This is a genomic window from Enterovibrio litoreus, from assembly GCF_045679545.1.
Classification (GTDB): Bacteria; Pseudomonadota; Gammaproteobacteria; order Enterobacterales; family Vibrionaceae; genus Enterovibrio.
Genome location: NZ_CP166194.1, coordinates 2626179 through 2639149, shown reverse-complemented (window position 1 = coordinate 2639149; position 12971 = coordinate 2626179). Strand labels below are relative to the sequence as shown.

The following is a 12971-nucleotide window of genomic DNA, read 5'->3' as shown; positions in this document are numbered from 1 at the left end:
GGATTGTTATGAGAGGGTCACTTCAGGCCTACAAAAAGGTGTCAATAGACAGTCAGTTGAGCGCTGCATCGCCACATAAGGTGATCCAGATGTTGATGGCTGGTGCGATTGAACGCCTAATCCAAGGTAAAGCAGCCATGCAGCAGGGCGATATTGCCGTAAAAGGTGAGCGCCTAGGTAAAGCGCTGGATATCGTGATTAGCCTTAGAACGTGTCTTTCAATGGATGAGGGCGGTGAAATTGCCTCAAATCTTGATGCACTTTATGATTTTATGATCCGTCAAATCTCTGAAGCGAACAGAGATAATCTTGATGCCCCGATCGACGACGTGATCGACATTTTGCGCGAAATTAAGTCAGCGTGGGATCAAATACCCGCTGAATATCACAATATCACTCAAGCAGACGCATAAAAACGCCTCGTTTTCACTACAATCTAATCTGTCTTGGCACAAGAGTCACAGCTTTATGGTGTCTCTTGTTGCCTTATACCAAGCAATAACTACAATAGCTGGATTATTCTGTTGTGGGCGGTATTATGCGCGTCGACGACATTGATGGTTTTGGGGCAGATATATCTCACACATGCAAGGTTTAACGAAGATTCTTGTAATCGAAGATGATGAAAAGTTTCGTCACGATGTAGGCGTTATCTTGGAGTTTATTGGTGAGCAATACCTGCTATGTTCAACCACTGAGCTAAATGATTCGCACTGGAAGCAAACAGAGGGCGTTTGTTTTCTGGGTAATATTCACTCACCTCAGCGTTTATCCCAGGTGCTGGATAACCTGGCCATAAATAACCACATTCCGGTTATTGCGCTTGCAAAACACAAAGCTGAATTATCTGGTTTACCTAATTTTGTAGGTGAATTGGAATTGCCGCTAAATTATCCGCAATTATCTGATGCACTCAGACATTGTCAGGAGTTTTTGGGCAAGCAGGCATTTAACATCCCGCAACTTAGTCGAAAAAACACACTATTTCGTAGCATGGTTGGACGCAGTGCTTCCATCAGTGATGTGCGCCATTTGATTGAGCAAGTTGCTGGCACTGACGCAAGCGTGTTGATTCTGGGTGAATCTGGCACGGGTAAAGAAGTGGTTGCCCGCAATATTCACTACCATTCTCCGCGTGGTAAAGGGCCATTTGTCCCAGTGAACTGCGGCGCCATACCGCCTGAGTTGCTAGAAAGCGAATTGTTTGGTCACGAGAAAGGTGCCTTCACCGGTGCTATTTCGGCCCGTAAAGGACGTTTCGAGCTCGCTGAAGGCGGCACTTTGTTTCTCGATGAAATTGGTGACATGCCTCAGCCTATGCAAGTGAAACTGCTGCGCGTATTGCAAGAGCGTTGTTTTGAGCGTGTTGGTGGCAATAAAACTATTCAATCCAATGTGCGTGTGGTTGCTGCAACCCACCGCAATCTCGATACCATGATTGAAGAAGGCACATTCCGCGAAGACCTGTTCTATCGTTTGAACGTGTTTCCTATCGAGATGCCTGCGCTGAGAGAGCGAATTGAAGACATACCACTTTTGATTCAAGAGCTCATGACGAGACTCGAAGCAGAAGGAGGCAATCAGGTTCATTTGACACCTCGTGCTGTTTCGTCATTAGTCGAACATGATTGGCCGGGTAATGTTCGTGAATTGGCGAACCTGATCGAACGCATGGTTATTCTTTATCCTGGGCAGATGGTCGATGTGAACCGCTTGCCGAAGAAATATCGTTACAGCGATATTCCAGAGTTCCAGCCTGAGCCCTTTCTTCACTTAGAGGATTGCGAAACACTGGAACGTGATGCGCTTCACGCAGTGTTTGCTATGGATGATCTTGAAGAAGACATGCCTGGTTTTGCAAACTCACCGGTATCAGGCCTTCCACCCGAAGGCGTTGATTTGAAAGCGATGTTGGCGGATCTCGAAGTTGACATGATCCGACAAGCACTAGAAGCCCAAATGGGTATCGTTGCACGCGCTGCGGATATGCTGGGGATGCGCCGAACAACCCTGGTTGAGAAAATGCGTAAATACAGCCTCAACAAAGAAGACATTCTCAGCTAAGAACCTCCTACATAAGATGCTTTTAAAAGCGAAGTCAAAAAAATGACTTCGCTTTTTTGTTTAAATTCCAATCAAATCATTGAGTTAATTCATTCAATTGTTGGCACATTATCTGCTTATTGCTGTTCAGCGCCAGAAATATAGAGCTGAAAGTATAAGACCATGGAAGCCAAAAACTCACCATTAGGGACCGTTGACCAGCAGGTTCTTCGATACAAACAAGTGTTGGATGTGATGCCTGCGGGGGTCATTTTGCTCGATCCTTTTGGTCGCGTTGCTGAGGCGAACCCAGAGGCGAATCGACTGCTCGGTGCGCCACTTGAACAACAGCGCTGGGTTGATGTGATAAATCGTGCTTTTTCACCGCGAGAAGATGATGGACATGAAGTGTCACTTCGTGACGGACGTCGAGTGAAACTGGCGATATCTGCGTCTGCATCTGGCCAGTTGATACTCATCACTGACATGACTGAAACCCGTTTATTGCAATCACGTTTCAGCGATCTTCAACGGCTATCGTCGTTAGGGAAAATGGTGGCTTCATTGGCTCACCAAGTCAGAACGCCTTTGTCGAGTGCATTACTTTATGCGGCCAACCTCGGTGCGACCAATCTCAATGAGCCTACCCGAAAACGCTTTCAAGTGAAGCTGGTGGATAGGCTACATGACCTCGAAAAGCAGGTTAACGACATGCTGTTATTTGCCAAAGGCGGTGACAACAAAGTGGTTAACAACTTCTCTATCGAACATCTGCTCAATGAATTTGAACCCATGGTCGAAGCACTGGTGAGCAACCAAAATGTCGACTTTGAAATTAACTGTGACGATGAATCACTTCAGTTACTTGGCAACGTCAATGCGTTGGCAAGTGCGCTATCGAATCTTGTGGTTAACGCCATCCAAGTGGCTGGAAAGGGTTGCAAGGTTGTGGTTGATGCCCGAGAGATGAATGGGCAAATATTTCTTTCCGTTGCCGACAATGGCCCCGGTATAGCCCAAGAGATCCAAAGTAAAATACTCGAACCGTTTTTCACTACGCGACAGCAGGGCACGGGCCTTGGTCTCGCCGTTGTACAAATGGTCTGTCATGCCCACAAAGGCAGGCTGACATTGCAATCTCAACCGGGTCAGGGTGCCTGTTTTACACTCTGTCTGCCATTGGCAGAACACTGCGATATCGAGCAGCAAAAGGTATCAGGAGAAGCACAATGAATCAGAGCAAAGTACTTATCGTTGAAGATGATGAAGGATTGCGTGAAGCCTTGGTCGATACGCTGGCGCTTGCTGGTTACCAATGGCTAGAAGCGGACAGTGCTGAACAAGCCCTGCTTCTGTTAAAGCATGAATCCGTAGATATCGTGGTATCTGATGTGCAAATGGCAGGCATGGATGGGTTGGGTTTGCTAAGAAACTTAAAGCTACATCATCCTAAGTTACCTGTGTTGCTGATGACGGCGTACGCCAATATTCAAGACGCCGTTGCCGCGATGAAAGAGGGTGCCATTGACTATATGGCAAAACCCTTTGCACCAGAAGTGCTGCTCAACATGGTCAGTCGCTATGCACCAGTGAAAACGGATACGACTGATGCCGTGGTTGCCGACCCCAAAAGTTTGGCGCTCATCGCATTGGCAGACAAAGTCGCGAAGACAGATGCCAACGTGATGATTTTGGGCCCAAGTGGTTCAGGTAAAGAAGTCATGGCGCGTCATATCCATCGCCAATCACTGCGCACCGATGGCCCATTTGTTGCCATTAACTGTGCGGCTATTCCTGAAAATATGCTGGAAGCGACCTTGTTTGGTTACGAAAAAGGCGCGTTTACCGGAGCTGTTCAAGCGTGCCCAGGGAAATTTGAGCAAGCGCAAGGCGGGACGATTCTGCTGGATGAAATCAGCGAAATGGATTTGTCATTGCAAGCTAAACTGCTGCGTGTGCTGCAAGAACGAGAAGTCGAACGATTGGGTAGCCGGAAGAGCATCAAGTTGGATGTTCGCGTATTAGCAACCAGTAACCGAGACCTTCGCCAGTATGTCGAAGAAGGTAATTTCCGTGAGGATTTATATTACCGCCTCAATGTTTTCCCAATTTCTTGGCTGCCACTTTGTGAACGCACTGGCGACATTCTTCCTCTGGCTCAACACTTGCTTCAGCGTCACTGCAGTAAATTGGGTGAGCCGGCGCCAAATCTTGAGCCTTGTGCGGTTCAAAAACTGGTGGTCTATCGTTGGCCGGGCAATGTTCGCGAGCTAGATAATGTCATGCAACGCGCGTTGATCCTTTGTCAGCAAGGCAGAATTGAAGCCAATGACATTTTATTGGAAGGTATTGATTGGCAGGATGCAGGCAGTTTCCAATCGCTTGTTGCGGCCAAAGACATTGCTCAGCCAAGCATTCAACCTCAGGCGATTCCTGTCAAAACTGAATCTATATCGAACGCCGCAAGTGAGAGCCTTGGCGGAGAACTGAGAGAGCAAGAGTTTGCCATTATCCTCGACACCATTCGTGCTTGCGAAGGCCGCCGGAAAGATGTCGCTGAGCGTTTAGGGATAAGCCCTCGAACGTTACGCTACAAGTTAGCCAAAATGCGAGACGCGGGGATCGACATTCCGCAGTAAAGCACTGCTTTTTAGTGAGTTAATACGTTATAATTTCTGGCTCGATAGTTGCATAAATATTAGTCAGATTAGCCGTTATGTCTTGTACGGCGCGGATTGCCAAAGTTTTGACAGTGAGGATGGACCATGAAAATCAACCCGATGCAGCACGAAATGCAAACCATGGCATTGGACGCACAAAACGTGGGTCGTGCCGCTACTGGTCAGCAAGTCTCACAAGATTTTGGCGAATTATTGTCTACCGCAATCAATCATGTGAACACATTACAGAAATCGTCAGGAGAGTTGGCAACGCGTTTTGACCAAGGTGACAGAAGTGTCAGCTTGGCCGATGTGATGTTAGCGCGAAACAAATCCAGTGTGGCGTTTGATGCAACGGTTCAAACACGTAATAAACTCGTCGAAGTTTATAAAGAACTGATGAACATGCCTGTTTAAAGTAGGAAGTAACCCGTGGCGGATGATAGTGACAACACGCAACTAGCCGTATCAGATGGCGCAGCAGCACTGCCAATGGCATCTGATGGTGGCTCGTTAAACGATCCAGATTTAATGGAACGCGATGTTTCGCCATCCAGTGGTCCACTGGGAGGTATAGACATTGCGCGTCAGCTGATCTTGGTTGCCTCTGTGGTGATCTGCCTAGCTCTGCTCGCACTTCTGTTTGTCTGGGTGCAAGAGCCAGAAATGCGCCCATTAGGTTCATACGAAACCGAAGAGTTGATCCCTATCTTGGATCATCTTGACCAACAAAAAACCGAATACCAACTGGAAGGCAATACCATTCGCGTTCCGGTCAAAGAATATTCCTCTATCAAACTCAACCTCAGTCGTGCTGGCCTTAATTCTGCCCGTGAAGAGGGTGACGACATTTTGATGCAAGACATGGGCTTTGGTGTTTCACAACAACTAGAGCGCGAGCGTCTTAAGCTTAGTCGTGAACGTCAACTTGCCGCCGCCATTGAAAAAATTCGCGCGGTCAGCAAAGCGCGTGTTCTGCTGGCCATGCCAAAACAAAGTGTGTTTGTACGTCACAATCAGGAAGCGTCAGCGACAGTTTTCCTGACTGTTCGCGGCACGACGCAGCTAGGGCAAGAAGAGGTGGACTCCATTGTTGATATGGTGGCGTCAGCAGTACCAAGTTTAAAAACTTCTCGCGTGACAGTGACGGATCAACATGGTCGATTACTGAGTTCGGGTAATGAGAGTTCTTTAGCGTCACAGCGCCGAAAAGAATACGAACTAGAGCGCAAACAAGAACAAGCACTGCGCGAAAAAATTGACTCGATTTTGATCCCTGTACTTGGCTTGGGCAATTACACCTCGCAGGTGGACGTGACCATGGACTTCAGCGCAGTGGAAGAGACACGTAAGCGCTTCGACCCTGCTACCTCGTCTACGCGAAGCGAATACACCCGTGAAAATTACAACAACAGCGATTACGTGGCTGGAATTCCCGGTGCGTTGAGCAATCAGCCGCCCGCAGATGCCGCTATCCCTGAAGATGTGAATGATCTGAAAAACGGCGGCGCAGGTGACAAAGGCTCGCTGAGTCGTGAAGCAACGCGAAATTATGAACTGGATACCACCATTAGTCATCGCCGCGCACAAACAGGCACAGTCTCAAGGCAAACCGTCTCTGTTGCGGTGGACTATATCTCAAGCATTAATGCTGAATCGGGTGAAATTACGCGTACGCCAGTGGGTGAGCCCGAACTCGAAAAAATTCGTCGACTGCTGATTGGTGGCGTGGGTTACTCAGAAATGCGTGGTGACGTGTTAGACGTCATCGCTGTGCCGTTTGCGATACCCGAAGTGGAAGCGCTTGGCGACGTACCTATCTATGAACACCCGAACTTCAACGATTGGGTGCGCTGGTTGGCCGCTGCACTGGTGGTTATTGTGGTGGTCTTGGTGCTTATTCGACCTGCATTGTCGAAGCTCATCAACCCAGCCAAAGACGACGATTCCATGCTTGGGCCTAATGGCGAGATGTTGGGGCCAGATGGCCTACCATTGAGTCCAGATGACGACATCGGCCTGATTGGTGCAGATTTAGATGGTTCAGGCAACTTTGCGATGAGTTCATCGAACCTGAATTTACCAGATTTGCATAAAGACGAAGACCTGCTCAAAGCGATACGAGCATTGGTTGCCAATGAACCAGATCTTGCTGCGCAGGTCGTGAAAAGCTGGGTGAGTGAAAATGCCTCCTAAAGATGACGAAAAGGGCGCGGGTAAGGAATTTGATGTTGCCCAGCTATCAGGAATTGATAAGGCTGCGATTTTATTGCTGAGTCTCACTGAGCAAGATGCCGCAAGCATTATTCGCCACTTAGAACCAAAGCAGGTTCAAAAGGTGGGTGGCGCCATGACGCAGATGAAAGATCTGAGTCAAGAAATGGTCGCAGCTGTACACCGAAATTTCCTTGAAGATATTCAACGTTTTACCGCTATTGGTATGGGCAGCGAAGATTTTGTGCGTAATGCACTGATTGCCGCGTTGGGTGAAGACAAAGCCAATAACCTGGTGGATCAAATTCTGCTTGGTAGTGGTTCTAAAGGTCTGGACTCGCTGAAATGGATGGATCCCCGTCAAGTGGCAACCATTATTCTTAACGAGCACCCCCAAATCCAAACCATCGTGCTTTCATACCTTGAACCAGAGCAGTCTGCGGAAATCCTTACCCAATTTGCAGAACGTGATGCACTTGACCTTGTGATGCGTATTGCCAACCTTGAAGAAGTCCAGCCAGCAGCATTGCATGAGTTGAATGAAATCATGGAGAAACAGTTTGCCGGTCAAGCCGGTGCGCAAGCCGCCAAAATTGGTGGCTTGAAAGCCGCTGCAGACATCATGAACTACATGGATAACGCGCTGGAATCGGCGTTGATGGAGCAAATCGGGCAGAACGACGAAGAAATGGCATCGCAGATTCAAGATCTCATGTTCGTATTCGACAACCTGTCAGACGTCGACGACCGTGGTATTCAGGCGATTCTCAAAGACGTGCCTCAAGAAGCGCTGCAAAAAGCGCTTAAAGGCGCTGAAGAAGGGTTGCGCGAAAAAATCTTTGCCAACATGTCCAAGCGTGCTGCAGAAATGCTGCAAGATGACTTGGAAGCCATGGGCCCTATTCGCGTTTCCGATGTGGAAGCGGCACAGAAAGAAATCCTCTCTGTGGCGCGTCGACTGGCCGATGCTGGCGAAATTATGCTGAGCGGTGGCGGTGCGGACGAGTTCCTTTAATGATGTGTATGCCGTTAGGTGCTCAGTATCTTAAGATAGAAGCGCTGTTTAAACAGGTGAAAGTATGGTGCTCGCAGGTCGAGATGCAAGTTAAAACCACAGGTGAAACATGGGCTTAGATCGTCGGCGTGGGTATATTCGTGCCACTGAAGAGCAAGATGATGCCTTAGAGCGTTGGTCTATCCCTCGCTATGGGGAAGCTGCCGCAGCGCCGAAAGAGACTGCGCTCAACTACGATCCAAGTTGGGAACCACCAGAGCCTACTGACGAAGACCAAGAACCTGAAATCGAACTCACTATGCTCACTGCCGATGCGTTGGAAGATATCCGACAATCTGCAGTGGAAGAAGGCATGGAGGAGGGACGTGCCGCGGGATTTGAAGAAGGCCGTGAAGCGGGCTTCGAAGAAGGTAAAGCCGCAGGGTTTGAGGAAGGCAAAGAAGAAGGGTATCAGCAAGGGCTAACTGAAGGGCAACAAGTGATCGAAGAACGTTGTCAGCACCTTGATGCCATGCTCGAAAAGCTGGCCTTTCCGTTGGTGCAGATTGATCATCAAGTTCAGCAACAAGTCATTGATATGGTTATGCACCTTGCAAAAGCGGTGATTCAAACGGAAGTCGTGACCAATCCCCAAATGATTCTTAACACTTTGCGTGAAGCGGTGAATGCGTTGCCAATGGCTGGGCGTCAAATCACTATCTACTTGCACCCTGACGATATGGATGTGGTGACTGCTGCGCACAGCGAAGCGTCGTTGCGTGATCGTGAGTGGCGATTGATGAGTGAGCCTGCTTTGAATCGTGGCGATATTCAGGTTGCGTGTGGGGATTCTGTCGTGGACTACCGCATTGAAGATCGCATCAAACAAATTTTGGCGCGTTTTGTTGGACAAAATGTTTCTCGTGAACCCATTGCGCCAGAAGATCACGCCGATGTCATACTCGGCGCGGACAAAGTCGTGTCTGCAGACTCTGACGAAGCCTTGGCGTCTGAGCAAAATAACGTGACTGAGCAAGATGGCGAAGAGCAAATACGCCACGATAAATCCGAACTTAATGAGACGTCATTAGATGCTGCTGACACTTCAGCCGATGCATCAGAAACATCAGAAGCATCAGAAGAGCCGAAAGAAAAGATAGACAACACTGTACCCACAGGTGACGCCGGAGAAGATGATGGCCAGCCTGTCTGAAAACCTCGATGCGTTAACCCTTGATAACCTATCAATGCGACCCGTTGCCTCCGGTAAATTGGTGCGTGTTGTCGGGCTAACCCTTGAAGCCATTGGTTGCCGTGCGCCAGTGGGCAGTTTATGTAAGGTCGAGACCCTCAATGGCAACATTGAAGCAGAAGTGGTCGGTTTTTCCGGTGACACCCTCTATTTAATGCCGAGCGAACAGATATCAGGTGTGATGCCGGGGGCGCGTGTCACGCCGATGTCAGAAGAGCAGGGTATCCCTGTAGGCTTTGAGTTGTTGGGGCGTGTCATTGATGGTGTTGGTAACCCGCTCGACAGTTTGGGTGATATTTTTACCGGACAAACTGCGTCGTTTACGCCAGCAACGATCAATCCGCTCGCCAGAAAACCCATTGATACGCCGTTAGACGTAGGCATTAAAGCCATTAACGGTCTGTTGACCGTGGGTAAAGGTCAGCGTATCGGCTTGTTTGCCGGTTCTGGTGTAGGTAAATCTGTTACGTTGGGCATGATGACCCGAGGCACGACGGCACAAGTTGTCGTGGTTGGCTTGATTGGCGAACGTGGCCGAGAAGTTAAAGAATTTATTGATGAAATCCTTGGCGTTGAAGGGCGTGCACGTTCTGTCGTGATTGCCGCCCCTGCGGATGCATCCCCACTCATGCGTTTAAAGGGCTGCCAAACTGCACTGACTATCGCTGAATATTTCCGTGATCAAGGGTTAGATGTGTTACTGCTAATGGACTCCTTGACCCGTTTTGCGCAGGCGCAGCGTGAGATCGCACTGTCAGTCGGTGAACCACCCGCCACCAAAGGCTATCCGCCATCAGTGTTTGCTAAATTGCCCGCATTGGTTGAGCGCGCGGGGAATGGTGATGAAGGGCAAGGCTCTATCACGGCATTTTTTACCGTGTTAACGGAAGGCGATGATTTACAAGACCCCATTGCCGATGCGGCGCGTGCCATTTTGGATGGTCACATAGTGCTGTCTCGTGAAATGGCCGATGCGGGTCATTATCCGGCAATAGACGTTGAACGTTCAGTGAGTCGTGTTATGCCCAATATTGTTAACGATGAGCATATGCTGATGGCGCGAGCCGTACGGCAAATTCTCTCCGTTTGTCGGAAAAATCAGGATTTGGTTTCCATTGGAGCGTACAAGCCGGGCACTGATCAAGGTATTGATCAGGCATTCACATTGAAACCAAGGCTGGATGGCTATCTGCAACAAGGAATGAAAGATGTCGTGCCTTATGACATGTGCGTGAACATGTTACGATCTTCTCTGCAGTAGGTGATGTATGTCTTCTAACGCCATGAATTTATTACTTGATCAAGCGAAAGACACCGAGCACCAAGCGCATTTGATATTGGTCGCGGCTCAGCAAGAATTGCAGGGCTACTATGTCCAGGTTGAACAGATCGAGCATTATCGCCTTGAGTATTTCCGTCAGATGTCAGATCGCGGGCAACAAGGGCTAAGCGCAAGCAGCTATGGTCACCTCAATCGTTTTATCGTCCAGCTAGATGAGACACTGGCAAAACAACGCCAAGCGGCAAGCGAATTTGAAGATAATGTTGAACGTTGCCGTGAGCATTGGCAGCAATGCCGACAGAAAACGCGCTCCATCGAATGGTTGATTGAAAAACGCCGCAACGAAGAAAAAATGCGGGCTGAGCGTTTGGATCAAAAACAGATGGATGAGTTCGCGACCCTCGCTTTTGCCCGTCAGAAAAGCCGCTTCTAGCCACTTGGCCTGATAATTGCTTCAAACTCATTAACAAATGGCCAGCCTACACAGACTGCCCTTTACGACAAAGTTTATGAAGCGGGATCACTATGAGCCAAACCAGTTTCTTACTCTCAGGCGTTTCAAACAATAATGCAGCCCTAGGCGAAGGCAAAGGCGTTCTGTCTCCCGAAGTCACTGAAAGTGAGGGCGAAGGATTTTTCGCCCAACTTGCCCAGTTGGTTTCTGGTGAGGGTGAAGCGACACCAGAGCTAGCCAGTGACGCTGCATTAACTGAGGGTGATGCAGCAAGCGAAGAAGCCATAAGTGATGCCTTGCTAAAATCCATGACGGCGGTTGATGGTGATGGTGCCGAAAACTTGGCGCTTGAGGGAGACATTCCTGACGCTGAAAACGCTTCAGCTAGCGAAGGGAAGTCCTCCCTCGGTTCAAGCACCAGCAGTGAAGATGCGGCATTGGCACTCAATGTTAAAAGTGCAGAAAGTGATAAGCCTGCGTTGCAGCAACTTGCTAAGCAAGACGGTGAGGCCTTGTTGCAGCGCTTAAATGAATCTAGCCAAGCGCTTCAAAACGATACCAAAGTGTCAGTTGATGGCGCAGAGGTTACGCTTGCTAAGCCGGAGAAACTGACAGAAGGCAAAAGGTTGCCGTCTGAGAGCGATCCAAATCTTGCCGTCGATCCCGCGCTGCTGAGCAAGCAAGCTGCTGTGTTGGCGAATAGCGATAATCTCTCTGATGAACAACAGGCCGCGCTCTTGGCTCAACAAGACAAGCGCTTTCAAAGTGAACAACCTGTGATGACGAAAGCCATGCTGTCAGATGCAGAGAAATCTGCCGTGACGGATAAAGCTCTCACCGAAAATGGTGTATCCGTCGCGATTCTCGATGACCAACAAGCGGTCATGGCGGCAGGGTTGGGCGCCATGAGTGAGTCAGCAGAGACAACAGATCCTGCTTTGTTAGCAGCGGCAGGCGTTGACACACTGTCGGACGCGGAACGTGCTGCGTTGCTTTCAGAAAGCGTAAAGCAGGTGCAATCTCCGTTGATGCAGACTCAGATTGTCGGTACCGCGACGCAAGTGGTAGAGGCTGGCATCGACGGTGAAATTACCCCTGAAATGTTGGCAAAAGCCGGTGTTGCGTTTGAGTCACTGCCTAAAAGTCAGCAAGACGCGATGCTTCGCGCTCAAGCCTTGGCTGCGCAATCTGGTCAGGGCTCACCACTGGCTGGCGATGGTGAGCCAAGTGCCTTAATGAATGAGTTAACGGCGCGTGGTTTAACCACACAAGCACAAGCAAACATGACTCAAACAGCGACGGCAGTGCATGCGGCAGTGAATCCTTCTGCTGCACAAGCTACTGCCATGTCAGCATTTGCCGCGATTCCGTGGACACCTGCGGCAATGCAAAGTGATATTCAGCCGCAACTGAATGCAAGCAGTGCTGCGTTAGAGGCTGCATCGGCACAATCATTGTCAGATGCGACCCGTCCCGGCACTGACGTGAAAACCGAGCAATTGGCACAACAGTTAGCATCTAGTTTTGGTAATCAAAGTTCGACCACGGCGGCGCGATTAGACACCACGGTTGCACAAAGTCCGTTGCAGATGAGCCAAAATCAGGCCGATGCGGCGAACGCCTTATCAGAGCGTGTCAACGTGATGCTGTCGAAAAACCTTAAACATGTGGACATTCGCTTAGATCCGCCCGAACTTGGTCGGATGCAAATTAAATTGTCAATGAACCAAGATCAGGCATCGGTACAATTTACCGTTGCCAACCAGGCAGCACGAGAATTGGTAGAACAATCTATGCCACGCCTTCGTGAAATGATGCAGCAGCAAGGTTTGCAACTTTCACAGTCTTCCGTACAACAGCAAGATACAGGTGGACGTCAGGCTTTTGCTGGAAGCCAATCCCAACAAGGGAATGGCCAAGGTGGAGAAGGTGGACAAAGTGACGCTTCAGGGTTTGGCCGCGGGGAAAGCGAACAAGAACTCGATCGATCAAGTATCAACCATGAGCTCTACGTCAACTCATCAAAGGATCGCGTTGACTATTATGCTTAATGTAGCATTGATGCTGCGAGT

General features: G+C 49.2%; 11 protein-coding genes. All 11 read left to right on the top strand.

All coding sequences use genetic code 11. The annotated features are described in order from the left end of the window. The first annotated feature begins 8 nt into the window (after nucleotides 1-8). A complete protein-coding gene (gene fliS / locus AB8599_RS11600; protein WP_407331078.1) occupies nucleotides 9-413 on the top strand; it encodes a flagellar export chaperone FliS in 405 nt (134 codons plus the stop codon). 172 nt (nucleotides 414-585) lie between these two features. Beyond that, nucleotides 586-2064 carry a sigma-54 dependent transcriptional regulator gene (locus AB8599_RS11595; RefSeq protein ID WP_407331077.1) on the top strand — a complete coding sequence of 493 codons (1479 nt, stop codon included), beginning with the start codon at nucleotides 586-588 and terminating at the stop codon, nucleotides 2062-2064. Nucleotides 2065-2226: 162 nt separating this feature from the next. Beyond that, nucleotides 2227-3276 carry a sensor histidine kinase gene (locus AB8599_RS11590; protein ID WP_407331076.1) on the top strand — a complete coding sequence of 350 codons (1050 nt, stop codon included), beginning with the start codon at nucleotides 2227-2229 and terminating at the stop codon, nucleotides 3274-3276. Beyond that, the gene (locus tag AB8599_RS11585; protein ID WP_407331075.1) at nucleotides 3273-4682 is read left to right on the top strand and encodes a sigma-54-dependent transcriptional regulator; all 1410 of its coding nucleotides are present in this window, start codon (nucleotides 3273-3275) and stop codon (nucleotides 4680-4682) included. The genes AB8599_RS11590 and AB8599_RS11585 overlap by 4 nt, the downstream gene beginning before the upstream one ends. Nucleotides 4683-4808: 126 nt before the next feature. Further along, a complete protein-coding gene (gene fliE / locus AB8599_RS11580; RefSeq protein WP_407331074.1) occupies nucleotides 4809-5120 on the top strand; it encodes a flagellar hook-basal body complex protein FliE in 312 nt (103 codons plus the stop codon). 15 nt (nucleotides 5121-5135) lie between these two features. Continuing rightward, complete coding sequence (gene fliF, locus AB8599_RS11575; RefSeq protein ID WP_407331073.1) at nucleotides 5136-6899, top strand: flagellar basal-body MS-ring/collar protein FliF; 1764 nt, start codon at nucleotides 5136-5138, stop codon at nucleotides 6897-6899. Continuing rightward, nucleotides 6889-7932: a flagellar motor switch protein FliG gene (gene fliG / locus AB8599_RS11570; RefSeq protein WP_407331072.1), complete on the top strand. Its 1044-nt coding sequence runs from the start codon at nucleotides 6889-6891 to the stop codon at nucleotides 7930-7932. Before fliF ends, fliG begins: the two co-directional genes overlap by 11 nt. Before the next feature lie 109 nt (nucleotides 7933-8041). Continuing rightward, on the top strand, nucleotides 8042-9124 hold the full coding sequence (fliH, locus tag AB8599_RS11565) for a flagellar assembly protein FliH (protein ID WP_407331071.1): 1083 nt from the start codon (nucleotides 8042-8044) through the stop codon (nucleotides 9122-9124). After that, nucleotides 9108-10424: a flagellar protein export ATPase FliI gene (fliI, locus tag AB8599_RS11560; RefSeq protein WP_407331070.1), complete on the top strand. Its 1317-nt coding sequence runs from the start codon at nucleotides 9108-9110 to the stop codon at nucleotides 10422-10424. The genes fliH and fliI overlap by 17 nt, the downstream gene beginning before the upstream one ends. A 7-nt stretch (nucleotides 10425-10431) precedes the next feature. Continuing rightward, entirely contained in the window at nucleotides 10432-10878 is a 447-nt protein-coding gene (fliJ, locus tag AB8599_RS11555) for a flagellar export protein FliJ (protein WP_407331069.1), read from the top strand. Between the two features lie 92 nt (nucleotides 10879-10970). Then, complete coding sequence (locus AB8599_RS11550) at nucleotides 10971-12950, top strand: flagellar hook-length control protein FliK (RefSeq protein WP_407331068.1); 1980 nt, start codon at nucleotides 10971-10973, stop codon at nucleotides 12948-12950. The last annotated feature ends 21 nt before the right edge of the window (nucleotides 12951-12971 follow it).

Excerpts from the sequence above, each read along its gene's own strand:
- fliS (WP_407331078.1), top strand. The coding sequence starts at position 9 with ATGAGAGGGTCACTTCAGGCCTACAAAAAGGTGTCAATAGACAGTCAG.
- AB8599_RS11595 (WP_407331077.1), top strand. The coding sequence starts at position 586 with ATGCAAGGTTTAACGAAGATTCTTGTAATCGAAGATGATGAAAAGTTT.
- AB8599_RS11590 (WP_407331076.1), top strand. The coding sequence starts at position 2,227 with ATGGAAGCCAAAAACTCACCATTAGGGACCGTTGACCAGCAGGTTCTT.
- AB8599_RS11585 (WP_407331075.1), top strand. The coding sequence starts at position 3,273 with ATGAATCAGAGCAAAGTACTTATCGTTGAAGATGATGAAGGATTGCGT.
- fliE (WP_407331074.1), top strand. The coding sequence starts at position 4,809 with ATGAAAATCAACCCGATGCAGCACGAAATGCAAACCATGGCATTGGAC.
- fliG (WP_407331072.1), top strand. The coding sequence starts at position 6,889 with ATGCCTCCTAAAGATGACGAAAAGGGCGCGGGTAAGGAATTTGATGTT.
- fliH (WP_407331071.1), top strand. The coding sequence starts at position 8,042 with ATGGGCTTAGATCGTCGGCGTGGGTATATTCGTGCCACTGAAGAGCAA.
- fliI (WP_407331070.1), top strand. The coding sequence starts at position 9,108 with ATGGCCAGCCTGTCTGAAAACCTCGATGCGTTAACCCTTGATAACCTA.
- fliJ (WP_407331069.1), top strand. The coding sequence starts at position 10,432 with ATGTCTTCTAACGCCATGAATTTATTACTTGATCAAGCGAAAGACACC.
- AB8599_RS11550 (WP_407331068.1), top strand. The coding sequence starts at position 10,971 with ATGAGCCAAACCAGTTTCTTACTCTCAGGCGTTTCAAACAATAATGCA.